The sequence below is a fragment of the Mesorhizobium sp. M0208 genome, assembly GCF_040322015.1.
Classification (GTDB): Bacteria; Pseudomonadota; Alphaproteobacteria; order Rhizobiales; family Rhizobiaceae; genus Mesorhizobium.
In genome coordinates, this window is the sequence record NZ_JAMYSP010000005.1 from 85,211 (window position 1) to 100,371 (window position 15,161).

The following is a 15,161-nucleotide window of genomic DNA, read 5'->3' on the forward strand; positions in this document are numbered from 1 at the left end:
CGAAACCATTGTCGAATCGCGCTAGGTGACAGAGAGCCAGCCTGCGTCAAAAACCAATCAGAATAGGACCCATGACCAAGCGCCCCACAATTGCCGATCTCGCCCGCGAATCCCGAGTCAGCGTAGCAACGGTCGATCGGGTTCTGAACGCCCGCCATCCGGTGCGCGAGGAGACCGCGCGGCGGGTCCACGACGCCGCCCACGCGATCGGCTATCATGCTGCCGGGCTCATCAAGCAGCGCTTGCGGCGAGACCTACCGTGCTACCGTCTGGGCTTCATCTTGAGAAAACCGGCCCAGCATTTCTACCAAGACTTTGCGCGCGAGGTCGAAGCGTCGGTCAATTTGGCCCAGTCCTTCCACGGCATTCCGCTCATCCAATTCGCCCCGTCACATATGCCGAGCGACCTAATCGCACCGCTCAAGGATTTGGGCGCACGCTGCCATGCGATCGCGATGGTGGCACCGGACCACCCAAAAATTACAGCAGCGGTTGAGGACCTCAAGGCCAAAGGCATTCCGGTTTTCTCGCTGCTTTCCGACTTCGCCGCCGGCGTGCGACAGGGCTATATCGGCCTCAACAACCGCAAGGTGGGGCGCACGGCCGCTTGGATGGTGTCCAAGGTCGCAAAACGGCCCGGCAAGGTGGCGGTGTTTGTCGGTAGCCATCGTTTCCAGGGGCACGAGCTCCGTGACGTCGGCTTTCGCTCCTATTGCCGTGAGAACGCGCCGACGTTCGAGGTGCTCGATCCGCTTGTGAACCTGGAGAAACGGCAGGTCACCTACGAGGCAACGCTTGATCTCATGCAGCGGGAACCCGAGCTCGTCGGCTTCTATGTCGCCGGGGGCGGCATGGAGGGCGCCATCTCCGCGGTCCGGGAAGAGGGTAAAAGTCGCGATCTCGTCGCGATCGTGAATGAAATCACGCCGGAATCTCGGGCGGCACTCGCTGATAACATCATCACGATGGCGGTCGCCACGCCAATGCGCCGGCTTTCCCAGGAGCTGATAACGCTGATGACGCGGGCTATCGAGACCGGCACTGCTGAAACACCAGGACAGACATTTCTGCCGTTCGACATTCATCTGCCGGAAAATATATGAAACTGATGGCTTCTATCGTAAGCGGGGAAGTTTCCTTTCATAAATGAGAGAAAGTTGATTGATGATCCCATCCACGCGGGGTAGCCGCACCCCACAGGCCTCAGCCGCGGCCCAGGATGAAGCGCCAATTGGTGAACGGATCGGCCACGCGTTCAGGCGGAAGCGCGAGGTAAATTGCCTACATCCGCAGCGTCAATCGCGACCGGCTTCATTGCCAACATCTCGACGTTGTCGGTCCAGGGCGGTGTCGTCAAGGATGCCTCACGCCAGTAGCCGAGCGAGGCCGGCACAGTCCATTGGGATTGACCTCGTCGACCGGCATCTCCTCGCCTGGCCGCGCGTGAAAAGCCGCGGCAAGGCCGGCAAAGTTGGCATTTGAGTGGGGCTAAACATCTTCTGGGACTTCGCACGCGAAATCGGAGGCGGCAGTCAACTCAGCACCAACCCGGGCATGTGTTCTGCTCGTTCCTGGCCCTCGTACTCAGCAAGGAACTGCGCCGCTCTGCCGAGCCAAAGGCCTGACGCCCGAATGGCAACCGCTCCTACGCGATCGCGACCGCCTCCAGGAAGCCCGAGACGCTCAATAGCTTTCAAGCAAAGGCGCCAGGCGAGATGCCTCCTGCAACATCATTTCCCGCATCCACAGGCTTGCCGGATCAGTATTGTGAAGCGCGGGCCATTGGACGGCCTCCGTGAATGCGGGATGAGGAAGTGGCGGCGGAAGTCCGACAATCCGCAGGGGTGTTGTTTTTGCGAAATGCTGCGCCAGCCGTAAGGGCATGGTCCCGATGCGGTTGGTGCCTGATATGACGGGCGCGATCAGGCTAAAGCCCTGTACGACGACCTCGATACGTCTCTCGAAACCGTGCTCGAGCAAATACCACTCCTCCATGGTGGGCTGCCGGGTGTGCCTGAATTTGAGCACGACATGCCCCATCGACAAGTATCGCTCGAATGTAAGTGGCTCTGACAGCTGCTTGTTCGTGCCGCAGCCTACGCATACGAGCATATCTTCGAACAGGGCTGCGCGAGGATGTTTCGACATGAACACTTCCGGCATAATCAGAAAATCAACGTCGCCGCGCCGGAGAAGCTCCTCGGGGTCGTCGCAAATAGGCAGACATTCGAAGCGGACGGCGGGAGCTTCCCGCGCAGTACGCTCTACGATCCTCTTAAAAAGCACGAGCGTGAGGTAATCGGAAAGCATGATTCGGAAGAGACGATCCGATTGGGCTGGGTTAAAGGCGTCGGAGGAAATAATCGATAGCTGGATGTGCAGCAATGCGTCCCGGACTGCTGGGGCAAGCCCCTCCGCGCGCGGTGTCAAAATGAGCTCGCGGCCGTTCATCGTAAATAGCTCATTGCTGAAGTAGGCGCGTAACCGAGCGACGGCGGCGCTCATGGCCGGCTGGCTCAGGTTAATACTGTTGGCCGCGGCAGTGACTTTACGCTCCCTGATCAGAGCGTCCAGCACAACGAGGAGATTCAGATCCAGCCCCTTAAACCGCATATCCTGATCTATCCAGCGTGTGGATGGGCATCATCTAAACAATCAATTTTACGAATTTACGAACCATGCATTAGAGGAACGTAAATGACCGACGTCAAGCTCAAATCGACGGCGCCGCCACACGGGGGGGAACATCGAGAGAGCTCATTGGCGAGCCCCCACCGGCTGGCTCACCGTCGCTAACGACAACGGTTGAGTGCAGCCAACAACGCCGCCGCTTTGGCCGGGTAATGCGGCCCGCAAGAAACTATTTTGAAGAGAGGTCCTGAATGCGCCCTCAGGTGCAGTGGAAATTGTGCTGGGAAAACGAGTTGCAGCTCTCGGACCACGTCGAGCTCGCCCAGTTCTTTCGTAATACCTACGGGCCGACTGGGGCGTCCAACGCAGAACCGTTCGAAGGTAGTCGAAGCTGGGCCGGCGCCAGGCCTGAACTCCGCGCAATCGCCTATGATTCGAACGGTGTAGCGGCTCACATGGGCATACTGCGCCGTTTCATCAAGGTTGACGCGGTCGATCTGTTGGTGGCTGAGCTGGGCCTGTACGGGGTACGTCCGGATCTTGAGAGTCTCGGAATCGCCCATTCAATCCATGTCGTGCTTCCAATACTGCAGGAGCTTGGCGTTCCATTCGCTTTCGGAACCGTCCGGCACGCGCTGCGGAATCATGTTGAGAGGTTCGGGCGGCGATACAGCCCTTTGGCCGTCTTGTCGGGAATTCGCGTGCGCTCCACCCGACCAGAGGCGCGCCTCGACCTGCCGCCCACACGCATTGATGACGCACTCACCATTGTTCTGCCAGTTGGACGGCCGATCAGCGAATGGCCCACGGGCACGATGATCGATCGGAACGGACCAGAGCTATGAGCCGTCCCGATTGCTTGTACGAAGTGCGCCGTGAGTGCTCTGACGGCACCGGCCGTCGCAGCGTTTATCTGACGTTTGACGACGGTCCCAATCCACTTTTCACACCGGAGATTCTGGATGTGCTGGCAGAGCAGCGGGTGCCGGCCACTTTCTTCGTCATCGGCGCCTACGCCTTAGAGCACCCGGATCTAATCCAACGAATGTTTGCAGAAGGGCACGAGCTAGGCAACCACACGATGACTCATCCGGATCTGTACAAATGCGGCTTCGGCGAAGTGCAACGTGAGATCTTTGAAGCGAACGGCGCCATCATGAGGGCGTGCCCCCAGGCCTCGGTGCGCTATATTCGCGCGCCCTACGGGGCCTGGAGCGAAGAAGTCTTCACAGCGTCACAGATCGCCGGGCTGACGGCCCTCCATTGGTCCGTCGACCCTCGAGATTGGTCTCGCCCTGGGGCCGACGCGATTATCGATACCGTGCTCGCCTCTGTCCGGCCGGGCGCAATCGTACTCTTGCACGACGGATGCCCTCCCGGCGAGTTGAGCCAGGGCGCTCACGCCGGTCTGCGCGACCAGACGGTCACGGCGCTGTCCCGGCTGATTCCAGCACTTCATGAGCGCGGATTTGTAATCCGCTCACTTCCTCAACATCACTGAACAAACGAGATCCCATGACTCTTCTTGGTACAACCAGCACTGTGGCCATTTCGCTTTATGCACTGCTCTCGACTGCTTATAAGAGCATGCAGGGGATTTATGCTCTGCCGACAAACGACTCATCGGCGTTGGAGGATCTCGTCGGCTCCGATCAACTGCCCAGCGTGGATGTCATCGTCCCCTGCTTCAACGAGGATCCGCGCACGCTTTCAGAGTGCCTGGCGTCCATTGCAGACCAAGAATACGCCGGAAGACTTCGGGTCTATGTGGTTGATGACGGTTCTGGAAATCGCGAAGCCGTAGGAACTGTCCACGAAACCTACGCGCGCGACCCTAGGTTCGACATCATTTTGCTTCCCGAGAATGTTGGAAAGCGCAAGGCGCAGATCGCCGCGATACGCCGCTCATCCGGGGATTTGGTGCTTAACGTTGATTCAGACACGATACTCGCGCCCGACGTCATCACCAAGCTTGTACCGAAGATGCGAGATCCAGCGGTCGGCGCAGTCATGGGTCAGTTGATTGCCAGTAACCGGAGCGAGAGCTGGCTGACAAGGCTGATAGACATGGAGTACTGGCTGGCTTGCAACGAGGAGCGCGCGGCACAGGCTCGCTTCGGTGCCGTTATGTGCTGTTGCGGCCCATGTGCCATGTACCGCCGGTCTGCGCTCCTTTTGTTACTGGACCAGTACGAGTCGCAATTTTTTCGGGGCAAGCCAAGCGACTTCGGGGAGGATCGCCATCTCACTATCCTCATGCTGAAAGCAGGCTTTCGAACCGAGTACGTTCCGGGCGCCATCGCGGCCACAGTCGTTCCGAACAGACTCGGACCGTATCTGCGCCAACAACTCCGTTGGGCACGAAGCACATTCCGGGACACGCTGCTTGGGCTGCGCTTGCTGCCCGGCCTCAATAGCTATCTCACGTTGGACGTGGTCGGACAGAATCTCGGGCCGCTACTCCTCGCCCTATCGGTACTAACGGGCCTCGCACATTTCGCACTGACAGGCACTGTGCCTTGGTGGACAGGACTGATGATTGTGTCCATGACCATGGTCCGATGCAGCGTGGTAGCATTTCGTGCTCGACAGTTTCGATTTCTGGGCTTTTCCCTGCACACGTTCATCAACATCTTTCTCTTACTTCCCTTGAAGGCCTACGCGCTGTGTACATTGAGCAATAGCGATTGGCTGTCGCGAAGCTCTGCTGTCGCTACATCGAACACTGGGGGAAAACAGGCCCCCACCCAAACTCCGATCACTGGATCAAGCAGGGCAGAATTCTCACCGCATGCGGCTCCGCTTCGCAGGCTCAATCTTGCGCGGGATTCTTCGGGATTAGCGCTGTCGGGCAACATTTGCGGCGACGAGTGATCGCTAATTACCTAGGTGGACGAGAGGTGGACGAGTTTGACCCAGAACATGAATCATCAGTTGCTCGATCAGGAATTGGCCGCAGACGATCCGTGGCGCCTCGACGGCAATCCGTTCGAGCGGGAGCGCCACACGCAAATGCTCCAGCTGGCGCTTGCCCAAGGCTCCATTACAAATGCCCTCGAAGTCGGGTGCGCTGCCGGCGCATTCACGGAAAAACTAGCTCCCAACTGCCAAGGGCTCACCGTCATCGATGTGGTGGCGCAAGCGATTGCTCGAGCACGTCAACGGATAAAGGAGCCGTCGCGCATCAACTGGATAGTCTCCGATGTTCAACAGTTTTCGACCGACGAGTTGTTTGACCTGATCGTTGTGGCGGAGGTCCTATACTACCTCGAAGACATAGCCGAGATGCGCGCGGCCGTCAAAAACCTGGTGCGGGTGCTTGCGCCAGGCGGGCATCTGATCTTCGGATCGGCAAGGGATGCTAATTGCCGTCGCTGGGGTCACGCCGCTGGTGCTGAGCCGGTCATCGCCATGCTGAACGAAACGTTGATCGAGGTAGAGCGTCTTGAGTGTCGGGGCGAGTCGGTCAACGAAGACTGCTTGCTCGTCCGTTTCCGGAACCCGCTTTCCGCTTCCTGATGAATCAATCTATCGCCGTTAACGTGGAGACACTATGCGCATCTGTGGTACCAAGCTGACCCATGATGGGGCGATCGCCCTTGTCGAGGATGGACGGCTCGTCTTCTGCGTTGAGCAGGAAAAGCGGCACAACAATCCGCGTTATCAAACCATCGATAATCTCGACGTAATTGTCGCCGCTTTGGCGGAACAGGGGCTAAATCCTTGTGATGTCGATCAGTTCGTTATCGACGGCTGGGATGGCGAAGACGAGTCACAGTTTCAGGTCCGGCAGGCAACCAAGCAACCGCCAGTCTTGGCGTCCCTCTCGGTAAAATGAACCCATGTCCATGGTAGCGATCGATCTTACTGACGTAAGCAAAACTTATGACAAGCTCGTTGTCGACAGACTGTCGTTCCGCGTTGCGGCGGGGGAATGCTTCGGGCTCTTGGGACCGAACGGTGCGGGCAAAAGCACGATTGCGCGTATGGTCCTCGGCATGACATCGCCTGATGCGGGGAAGATTACTGTGCTCGGCGCTCCAGTGCCGGCGCGCGCGCGTTTGGCACGTATGCGCATCGGCGTGGTCCCGCAGTTCGACAATCTTGATACCGCGTTCACTGTACGCGAGAACCTGTTGGTGTTCGGGCGCTACTTCCGGATGAGCAGACGCCAGATCGAAGCGGTCATACCGTCGCTGCTTGAGTTCGCCCGCCTCGAGAACAAAGCGGATGCGCGCGTCGCCGAACTGTCCGGCGGCATGAAGCGGCGCCTGACGCTCGCGCGTGCGCTGATCAATGACCCGCACTTGCTGGTGATGGACGAGCCGACCACCGGCCTCGATCCGCAGGCCCGCCACCTGATCTGGGAACGGCTGCGATCGCTGCTGGCGCGGGGCAAGACTATTCTTTTGACTACCCATTTCATGGAAGAGGCCGAGCGGCTGTGCGATCGGCTGTGCGTTATGGAGGAGGGGCGCAAGATCGCCGAAGGCCGCCCGTCCGCACTCATTGACGAGCAGATCGGCTGTGACGTGGTCGAGGTCTACGGCGGCAATCCGCATGAACTGGGTGCGCTGATCCGGCCGTACGCACAGCGCATCGAGGTGAGCGGTGAGACGCTTTTTTGCTATGCACCCGATCCGGAGCAGGTGCTGGTGCAGCTACGCGGGCGCGCCGGTCTGCGCCTTCTGCAGCGTCCCCCCAATCTCGAGGATGTGTTCTTGCGGCTAACCGGGCGCGAGATGGAGGACTGAACAATGGGCGAACGTTATGCGGCGGCCATGCCCGCCAATGCGTGGAATTGGGTCGCGGTTTGGCGCCGCAACTATCTTGGATGGAAGAAAATCGGGCTTGCATCGGTTCTCGGCAACCTCGCCGATCCGATGATCTATCTGTTCGGTCTCGGCTTTGGCATCGGAACAATGATAGGTCCTGTTGAGGGCACTTCGTACATTGCGTTTCTCGCGGCTGGCATGGTTGCCACAAGCGCGATGGCATCGGCGACTGCTGAAACGGTTTACGGGAGTTTCGGCCGCATGGACAACCAGCGCACCTGGGAAGGAATGCTATGCACTCAGCTGACGCTCGGCGATATCTTACTCGGCGAATTGGCGTGGGCAGCCACCAAGGCCCTGATGGCGGGCACAGCAATCACTATTGTTGCCACCACGCTCGGCTACACATCGTGGCCATCCATCCTCTGCTTGCTGCCAGTCATCGCTCTCAGTGGCCTCGCCTTCGCGAGTCTAGCGATGGTCGTCACGGCGCTTGCGCCCAGTTATGAATATTTCATATTTTATAATACGCTTGTTGTAACACCCATGCTGTTCCTTTGCGGCGCGATGTTTCCGGTCAACCAATTGCCCGGCGCCTTTCAGGACGTCGCCTCCTTGTTGCCGCTCGCACATGCAATTGACCTCATTCGTCCGGCGATGCTTGGCCGTCCGGCCGGCAGCATGGGCCTGCATATCGGCGCGCTTTGCATATACACGGTTTTGCCGTTCTTCCTATCGGTTGCTCTATTTCGTCGTCGGCTGATGCGTTGACGCTACTTACCATTCGTAAAATTGATTCTTTGGGCGATACCCATCCACGCGTCGGATAGGTCAATACATGCGTTTTAAGGGACTCGATCTAAATCTCCTGGTTGTGCTGGACGCTTTGATCAGGGAGCGTAAAGTCACCGCCGCGGCCCGCAGTATTAACCTGAGTCAGCCGGCCATGAGCGCCGCCGTCGGTCGGTTACGCGCCTATTTCAGCGATGAGCTATTTACGATGAACGGCCGCGAACTCATTTTGACACCGCGCGCGGAGGGGCTCGCCACAGCAGTCCGGGAGGCATTGCTGCACATCCAGCTGTCGATTATTTCCTGGGACGCCTTTAACCCGGCCCGATCGGATCGTCGCTTCCGCATCATCCTTTCCGATTACCTCACACTCGTATTTTTTAAGAAGATCGTAAAGCGTGCTGCGCGGGAAGCTCCCGCCGTCCGCTTCGAATGTCTGCTTATTTCCGACGACCCCGAGGAGCTTCTCCGGCGCGGCGACGTTGATTTTCTGATTATGCCGGAAGTGTTCATGTCGAAACATCCTCGCGCAGCCCTGTTCGAAGATATACTCGTATGCGTAGGCTGCGGCACGAACAAGCAGCTGTCAGAGCCACTTACATTCGACCGATACTTGTCGATGGGGCAGGTTGTGCTTAAATTCGGGGACACCCGGCAGCCCTCCATCGAGGAATGGTATTTGCTCGAGAACGGTTTCGAGAGACGTATCGAGGTCGTCGTACAGGGCTTTAGCATGATCCCGCCCCTTCTATCAGGCACCAACCGCATCGGGACAATGCCCTTACGGCTGGCGCAGCATTTCGCAAAAACAACACCCCTGCGGATTGTCGAACTTCCGCCGCCACTTCCTGCCGCATTCACGGAGGCCGTCCAATGGCCTGCGTTTCACAATAATGATCCGGCAAGCCTATGGATGCGGGAAATGATGTTGCAGGAGGCATCTCGTATGATTACCCCGCCTAAGAGCACCGGACGTCTCAGTTGTCGGCCGACGACCCCTCGGTTATGAGAGGAGGCATGGATGGCGATTGGGATTGGGCGATTCCTGCATTGTCGAGAACGATGCAGGGAGAGCAGATCCTTCACCTGAAGAGGTGGCAGCGATGCTGCCGCTGCATGAGCTTGGCTGGGGAACCGACGGGCGAACGAATTCGGGTGCGCTCGCAACACGGTGCCTCGGTATCTAAGCGAGGGCGGGACTGTTCCGTTTCGCAAGCCTGTGCGGCCGACCGCGTTTGACGGACTGGACGATTGGCTGCGGGAGCGCTTCTTCCCCCATGGCTCGGGCTGGATGACGATCTCGACCCGCTCCAGATGCGCCGGGAACGCCTTGCGCGGTCGCGCAGCACGTCGCGGCTCGCCTGTCGGTCTTGCGGCCTCGAGCTCGGACTCAATCGCGCCGAGCCCGGTCTGGATTTCGAAGGCGAAGGCCTGCTAGGCACGTTCGAGCTTCTCGGAGCTGCGACCGAAGCGGCGCGCTCCAGCTGCTTGACGATCCCATGAAGGTCGGCGATCCTCACCTGGGCACGCTCGTTGAGTGTCGCCATCCGGACGATCTCGGCCTTGAGTGTTTCGCTCCGGAGTTGTTGCAGTTCGGCCTTCTCCGCCGCCATGGCGACGAACATCGCCTTGAGCGTATCGATTTCGTGGGGACGGGCCGAAGCGCTTCTCATCATGACGCCGACAGAAGCTTATTGTGCACGGCCTGAAGCCCGCCTTTTGCGCCTGAGTCACTTCGCCACCGCCTTCCGGCCGGACGCCGTCGCCGTTCGGCTCGAACGCGTGTCCAGTCCATGCCTTCGACGAGCGCCATCAGTTTCGGCGCGGCAAGCCGATCACGCCGTTCTCCGCCAGCGGAACTTGTCCTCGTCCAGCGCTCACGGTGCGGGTATGCCGGCGTCGAGCAAACAGAGAGAAGTTTGGGGCCCAACCAGGACGGCCCCGTTACGAAGTTCGTCCTAGTCCCGGTTTGAGTGTCGAATCTTCATCGATTGCTTGGGCGACCAGCGTCCCCGCCGCCAGCGAGCCCGCAACTGCTCAGCAGAAGGGCGAAGTGAACGTGAATGCATCCATTTCGTAAATGTGTGTCTATCCAAGCAATCGATTTCTCTAATTATCCGATGAGCAATATGAACGCGTCAGGCAGGGTGCATCATTAGGAGTATTTTCGATGGCAAAGATTATCGAGGGTGGCCCGGGTGCCGAAACACTCATCGGCACCGAGCTTGACGATTGGATGGAGGGTTTCCAGGGCGGTGACTGGATTGACGGTCGTGGCGGCAACGACGAGATCTCGGGTGGCCCGGACAGTGACCGACTCATCGGCGGCAAGGGTAACGACCGCATCTTCGGCGGAGATGGCTGGGACGATCTCTCCGGCGACAACGGCCGCTTCAACCCGCGCGTCTCCGGTGAGGACAATGACAGGCTCAGCGGCGGTCCCGGCCAGGATGTCCTCTACGTGGGTGACGGCCAGGACACGTTGACCGGGGGCACCGACAGTGACACGTTCGTGTTCCAGTTCCACAATCCGGTGCCTGGGGTTGTCGGGTCGAAGTCGGACATTACCACTATCACCGATTTCAACCCGGCGGAGGACAAGTTCGCCTTCGATGCGGTGGGCCTCTACAATGACGGTTTTGGCGCGAACTTCGTCAACAACGCCAGCATACAGTCCGGCTACCCGGTGAGCAGCTTCTACAGTGGTGCGGCCTCAGGTGCGAACGGCGAACACGTCGTGGTAATCACTGGCGAATCTTTCAACTCTGCTTCTGAAGCCGCGAGTGCGATCTCCGGCGAGCACGCCGGCGACATCATTGTCTACCAAAGCAGCTACACCGACAGAGTCGCAACTCTGGCCTATGTCACCGCCGACAACAACGCGCATGAATTCGTCCACCTGGGCGGTGTGGTCACCGTGGCCGACCTAGGCCTGACCGCGTCGGACTTCACCTTCGTTTGATCCAGAAAACCCATACGGAACAGCGCCCCGCCCCCCGGGGGCGGGCGCTTCCGTTTCCGCTACTTGCGATGGGCCGGGGCGCCCGGGAGCAGTCGCAGCGTGTACAGCTTGACGAAGCCCTGCACGTCGCGCTGGTCGTACACCGAAATCTCCCTGAAGGCGTGGAGGCGGAAGCCTGTTCGGGCCCTTGCGGCCGGCCACGATGACGTTGCCCTTCCAAACCTTCAGCCGGACGGTGTTGTTGTTGACCCGCTCCATTAGATGCCAAACCAAACACATTCGGCGGGAGCACTGATCCTGAATCAGCGAGCGGATGCAGTCGGTTGCCGCTCGGGGAGCAATATAGGGAGCTGGGTCGCCAGATCCTCACGGAGACCTACGTGAGTAACCATTCCTTGAAGGATTCAGCTTTGAGACCTTTCCCTCTGACTTCCGCTATTTGGGGAATTCTGTTGATCAGCGGCGTGGTCAACGTGCTTGCGCTGATCTCGCCGCTGTTCATGCTTCAGGTCTACGACCGCGTTCTGGCAAGTGGCAGCGTATCGACGCTAGTGGGGCTCGTCGTGCTTGCTGCAGGGCTTTATGCGTTCCAATGCCTGCTCGACGTTTTGCGCGCCCGCGTGCTGCTGCGGATTGGCGAGCGTTTCGATGAACAGTTTTCCGGACGCGTTCACGATGCGATCGTTCGCCTTCCGCTTTTAACGCGCATGCCGGGCGACGGCTTGCAGCCGCTACGCGATCTCGACAATGTTCGCGGATTCTTAGGTGGAAACGGCCCGACAGCGTTCTTCGATCTGCCATGGATGCTGCTTTATCTTGGCATTTGCTTCCTCTTTCATTTCTGGATCGGCATGACGGCACTTATCGGGGCGATCGGTCTCACATCTCTGACACTCCTTACCAACACTCTCTCGCAAGGGCCGATACGCGATACCATTGACCACAACATGGTACGCAATGGTCTACTGGAAGCAGCGCGCCGCAATGCCGAGGTCGTGCAAGCTCTCGGTCTCGCAAAGCGGATCGCTGCCCGATGGCACAAGGCCAATGCCAAGTATCTGGCCGCCAACCGGAAAGTCGGGGACGTGGCAGGTGGGCTGGGTGGCATTTCAAAGTCGCTGCGCGTGCTGCTGCAATCGGCCATTCTTGCCGTCGGCGCGTACCTTGTCATCAGGCAGGAGACTACGGCCGGGGTCATGATTGCCAGTTCGATCACGATGGGGCGTGCGCTGGCTCCGGTCGATCTGGCCATTTCAAGCTGGAAACCCTTCCTCATGGCGCGCCAGGGTTGGGCGCGGCTGGAGGACCTCTTGGGAAAGGTTCCTGAAACCGCTCCTGTTATGCCAATGCCTGCACCTGAACGCGAACTCCGCCTCGAAGGCGTGACAATCGTTCCGCCCGGCGAAAGGAAGCCGACCGTGACCGGCCTTGCGTTTGCCGTTCAGGCGGGAAGCGCACTCGGGATCATCGGTGCATCGGGTTCGGGCAAGTCGACACTCTCGCGCGCCATCGTCGGCGCATGGGCGCCGGTCGCCGGAAAGGTTCGCATCGACAGCGCAAGCCTCGATCAATGGGACCGGGAAGCGCTAGGCCGTCATATCGGCTATTTGCCGCAAGGTGTTGAACTATTCGACGGCACCATTGCCGAAAACATCGCTCGTTTTGAAGATAATCCTGACCCTGAGGCTATTGTCACCGCGGCGAAAGCAGCGGGCACACACGAACTGATCCTCCGATTTGAGCACGGCTACGAAACTCCGATTGGTGAGGCCGGATCGGCACTTTCCGCCGGGCAGCGCCAGCGTATCGGTCTTGCCCGTGCTCTTTATCGAGACCCTTTCCTTGTTGTGCTGGATGAACCCAATGCCAATCTCGATGCGGAAGGCGAGGCTGCGGTTGTCAAGGCGATCGCCTCCGTGCGCGAGCGCAAGGGCATTGCGGTTGTCGTTGCCCATCGGCCGAGCGCCATCCGCGCCGTGGATTTGGTGTTGGTGATGGAAGGTGGACGGCAGCGAGCATTCGGTGCGCGTGATGAGGCGCTTTCCAAAGTCCTTAAGGGGGCAGCGATGGCATCAGGCGCTGGGGTCAAGGCCATCGAGTCTACACAGGATAACGAGCGCGCTGACATGGAGGATCCCGGTGTCCGGCATTCATCAGAACAATGACGTTTCCAGGTCCATTCGCCGGCACCTGGTGGCGGGCCTGCTGGCGAGCGTGATCTTTGTGGGAGGAGCCGGAGCCTGGGCGGCCTTCACGAATCTCTCCGGCGCGGTTGTCGCGTCCGGACACTTTGTCGTCGATTCCTATGTGAAGAAGGTGCAGCACCCGACCGGCGGGGTGGTGGGAGAAATCCTGGTGAGCGAAGGTGATAAAGTAAAAGCCGGCGACATCCTCATGCGGCTCGACGCCACCCAGACGCGCGCCACTCTCGCTGTAGTCACCAAGCGGCTCGATGAGCTGGCCGCCAACCTGGCACGACTCGAAGCTGAGCGTGACGATCTGGCGGAGATCGCCTTCCCGGACTGGCTGCTCGCCCGCAGAGATGTTCCGGACGTAGCTTCGGCAGTACATGGCGAGACGCGGCTGTTCGAATTCCGCAGACAATCCCGCGACGGAAGGCAGGCGCAGCTAGCGGAACGCATCACTCAATATGAGCACGAGATCGAGGGGCTCAAGGCGCAGGCAATCGCTTGTGAGAAAAGCACCGAGATCCTCCAAAAGGAAATTGCTGCCCTGAGTGGGCTGCGCGACCAAGGCATTGTCTCGGACCAACGCTTGAACAGTCTGAAGACGCAGGTTGCCACTTTCGGCGGCGAACGCGGTGAGAAGATTGCACATCAGGCACAGACGGCAGCCCGCATAGCCGAAACGCGCCTGCAGATCCTGCAGATCGATCCGGATTTCAAGACGGAAGTCGGCCAGGAGCTCAGAGAGGTTCAGGCGCAGGTTGGGGAGTATGTTGAGCGCAAGGTGGCGGCTGAACAGGAACTGCGACGGATCGATATTGTCGCGCCGCAGTCAGGCGCCATTCAACAACTCGCAGTTCATACGGTCGGAGGAGTGATCACGCCCGCCGATCCGATTATGCTAATCGTGCCGGAAGGCGACGATCTTGCGCTTGAAGCACGAATCACCCCGAAGGACATCGACCAAATCCAGCTTGGTCACAAGGCCGTGCTGCGGATGTCAGCCTTCAATCTGAGGACCACGCCGGTATTGAACGGATATGTCAGCCGGATCGCAGCCGATCTGGCGACGGACGAAAAAAACGGCGTTTCGTATTACCTGGTGCGTCTGTCGGTTCCGCATGCGGAACTGACGAAGCTCAAGGACCTGACGCTCGTGCCCGGCATGCCGGCCGAAGCGATGATCCAGACGGGCGAGCGTACGGCGCTTTCTTATTTTGTGAAGCCGCTGTCGGACCAAATCAGTCGCGCATTCCATGAGGAATGAAAGTAACCACAGAAACATTTTGTTGGTATTCTTGTTGGTTGTTACGCATGCATGAGAGTCATAACCGTCTGAAACCACAGCCATGATTCCGCCTCTGACTCAGATTCGTGGTTCCACGGTCATTTTGCCCTTCCAAGTCGCCGACCATTCAGTTCTTGGCCTCGAGCGCATTAAGATACCCATCATCGTACACAAAGGCTGGAAAAGAGTCCGGTGTCTTGAGCGATCCTAGGTCTGGAGACCTAGGGTGAGCCTGCAAGCACAGGGCTAGGACATGATTGAGCGTCTGCAATATTCGGACAGGTACATAGGAAGACAGGCAGGCGTCAAAAACGCGCTTTCAACGCGCTAAACCGATGCTACGCACCCCGAGCGTCTTGCCGCCCTCGCTCCCGCCGGTAGGAATCAATCGCGAGCAGGCTGCGACGTTCATCGGCGTAAGCTCAACGACCTTTGATGAAATGGTCCAGGACGGCCGGATGCCGCAGCCACGAATGCCGAGCAAGGGGCGCATTGTTTGGGACGTCGAGGAACTTGTATTGGCCTTT

At 59.0% G+C, this 15,161-nt stretch carries 12 protein-coding genes and 2 pseudogenes; 13 read left to right on the forward strand and 1 reads right to left on the reverse strand.

Annotated elements, in window-relative coordinates; all coding sequences use genetic code 11:
- The first annotated feature begins 71 nt into the window (after positions 1-71).
- Positions 72-1,103 (forward strand): LacI family DNA-binding transcriptional regulator, encoded by a 1,032-nt coding sequence (locus tag NKJ17_RS07385; RefSeq protein ID WP_352687758.1) that lies wholly within the window; start codon positions 72-74, stop codon positions 1,101-1,103.
- A gap of 580 nt (positions 1,104-1,683) precedes the next feature.
- Here the strand turns inward: NKJ17_RS07385 and NKJ17_RS07390 are convergent.
- On the reverse strand, positions 1,684-2,613 hold the full coding sequence (locus tag NKJ17_RS07390; RefSeq protein WP_352506788.1) for a LysR family transcriptional regulator: 930 nt from the start codon (positions 2,611-2,613) through the stop codon (positions 1,684-1,686).
- 269 nt (positions 2,614-2,882) lie between these two features.
- On the opposite strand from NKJ17_RS07390, the gene NKJ17_RS07395 reads away from it, so the two are divergent.
- The 12 genes and pseudogenes from NKJ17_RS07395 to NKJ17_RS07450 all read left to right on the forward strand — a co-directional run bounded on the left by NKJ17_RS07395 (position 2,883) and on the right by NKJ17_RS07450 (position 14,613).
- Positions 2,883-3,476, forward strand: coding sequence for a NodA family N-acyltransferase (locus NKJ17_RS07395; RefSeq protein WP_352483781.1), 594 nt, complete (start codon positions 2,883-2,885; stop codon positions 3,474-3,476).
- A complete protein-coding gene (nodB, locus tag NKJ17_RS07400) occupies positions 3,473-4,132 on the forward strand; it encodes a chitooligosaccharide deacetylase NodB (RefSeq protein ID WP_352615317.1) in 660 nt (219 codons plus the stop codon). Before NKJ17_RS07395 ends, nodB begins: the two co-directional genes overlap by 4 nt.
- 14 nt (positions 4,133-4,146) lie before the next feature.
- Positions 4,147-5,505, forward strand: coding sequence for a chitooligosaccharide synthase NodC (gene nodC, locus NKJ17_RS07405; protein ID WP_352687760.1), 1,359 nt, complete (start codon positions 4,147-4,149; stop codon positions 5,503-5,505).
- Positions 5,506-5,553: 48 nt separating this feature from the next.
- Positions 5,554-6,150 carry a nodulation methyltransferase NodS gene (gene nodS, locus NKJ17_RS07410; protein WP_352687925.1) on the forward strand — a complete coding sequence of 199 codons (597 nt, stop codon included), beginning with the start codon at positions 5,554-5,556 and terminating at the stop codon, positions 6,148-6,150.
- Between the two features lie 34 nt (positions 6,151-6,184).
- Positions 6,185-6,430: pseudogene (locus tag NKJ17_RS07415) on the forward strand (carbamoyltransferase N-terminal domain-containing protein); the annotation flags it as partial.
- A 43-nt stretch (positions 6,431-6,473) separates the two neighbouring features.
- Entirely contained in the window at positions 6,474-7,385 is a 912-nt protein-coding gene (nodI, locus tag NKJ17_RS07420) for a nodulation factor ABC transporter ATP-binding protein NodI (protein ID WP_023719311.1), read from the forward strand.
- Positions 7,386-7,388: 3 nt separating this feature from the next.
- Positions 7,389-8,177, forward strand: a complete 789-nt coding sequence (locus tag NKJ17_RS07425; protein WP_352483783.1) for an ABC transporter permease — start codon at positions 7,389-7,391, stop codon at positions 8,175-8,177.
- 67 nt (positions 8,178-8,244) lie between these two features.
- Positions 8,245-9,207: a LysR family transcriptional regulator gene (locus NKJ17_RS07430; protein ID WP_352687762.1), complete on the forward strand. Its 963-nt coding sequence runs from the start codon at positions 8,245-8,247 to the stop codon at positions 9,205-9,207.
- A gap of 8 nt (positions 9,208-9,215) precedes the next feature.
- A pseudogene (locus NKJ17_RS07435) lies at positions 9,216-9,477 on the forward strand (hypothetical protein); the annotation flags it as partial.
- Between the two features lie 891 nt (positions 9,478-10,368).
- Positions 10,369-11,160, forward strand: coding sequence for a calcium-binding protein (locus NKJ17_RS07440; protein WP_352483785.1), 792 nt, complete (start codon positions 10,369-10,371; stop codon positions 11,158-11,160).
- 395 nt (positions 11,161-11,555) lie between these two features.
- Entirely contained in the window at positions 11,556-13,325 is a 1,770-nt protein-coding gene (locus NKJ17_RS07445) for a type I secretion system permease/ATPase (RefSeq protein WP_352450798.1), read from the forward strand.
- Positions 13,300-14,613: an HlyD family type I secretion periplasmic adaptor subunit gene (locus tag NKJ17_RS07450; RefSeq protein WP_352548197.1), complete on the forward strand. Its 1,314-nt coding sequence runs from the start codon at positions 13,300-13,302 to the stop codon at positions 14,611-14,613. Before NKJ17_RS07445 ends, NKJ17_RS07450 begins: the two co-directional genes overlap by 26 nt.
- Positions 14,614-15,161: the final 548 nt, after the last annotated feature.

Bases quoted from the DNA above. Each gene is read 5' to 3' on its own strand.
- NKJ17_RS07385 (WP_352687758.1), top strand. From the start codon at position 72: ATGACCAAGCGCCCCACAATTGCCGATCTCGCCCGCGAATCCCGAGTC.
- NKJ17_RS07390 (WP_352506788.1), bottom strand. From the start codon at position 2,613: ATGCGGTTTAAGGGGCTGGATCTGAATCTCCTCGTTGTGCTGGACGCT.
- NKJ17_RS07395 (WP_352483781.1), top strand. From the start codon at position 2,883: ATGCGCCCTCAGGTGCAGTGGAAATTGTGCTGGGAAAACGAGTTGCAG.
- nodB (WP_352615317.1), top strand. From the start codon at position 3,473: ATGAGCCGTCCCGATTGCTTGTACGAAGTGCGCCGTGAGTGCTCTGAC.
- nodC (WP_352687760.1), top strand. From the start codon at position 4,147: ATGACTCTTCTTGGTACAACCAGCACTGTGGCCATTTCGCTTTATGCA.
- nodS (WP_352687925.1), top strand. From the start codon at position 5,554: ATGAATCATCAGTTGCTCGATCAGGAATTGGCCGCAGACGATCCGTGG.
- nodI (WP_023719311.1), top strand. From the start codon at position 6,474: ATGTCCATGGTAGCGATCGATCTTACTGACGTAAGCAAAACTTATGAC.
- NKJ17_RS07425 (WP_352483783.1), top strand. From the start codon at position 7,389: ATGGGCGAACGTTATGCGGCGGCCATGCCCGCCAATGCGTGGAATTGG.
- NKJ17_RS07430 (WP_352687762.1), top strand. From the start codon at position 8,245: ATGCGTTTTAAGGGACTCGATCTAAATCTCCTGGTTGTGCTGGACGCT.
- NKJ17_RS07440 (WP_352483785.1), top strand. From the start codon at position 10,369: ATGGCAAAGATTATCGAGGGTGGCCCGGGTGCCGAAACACTCATCGGC.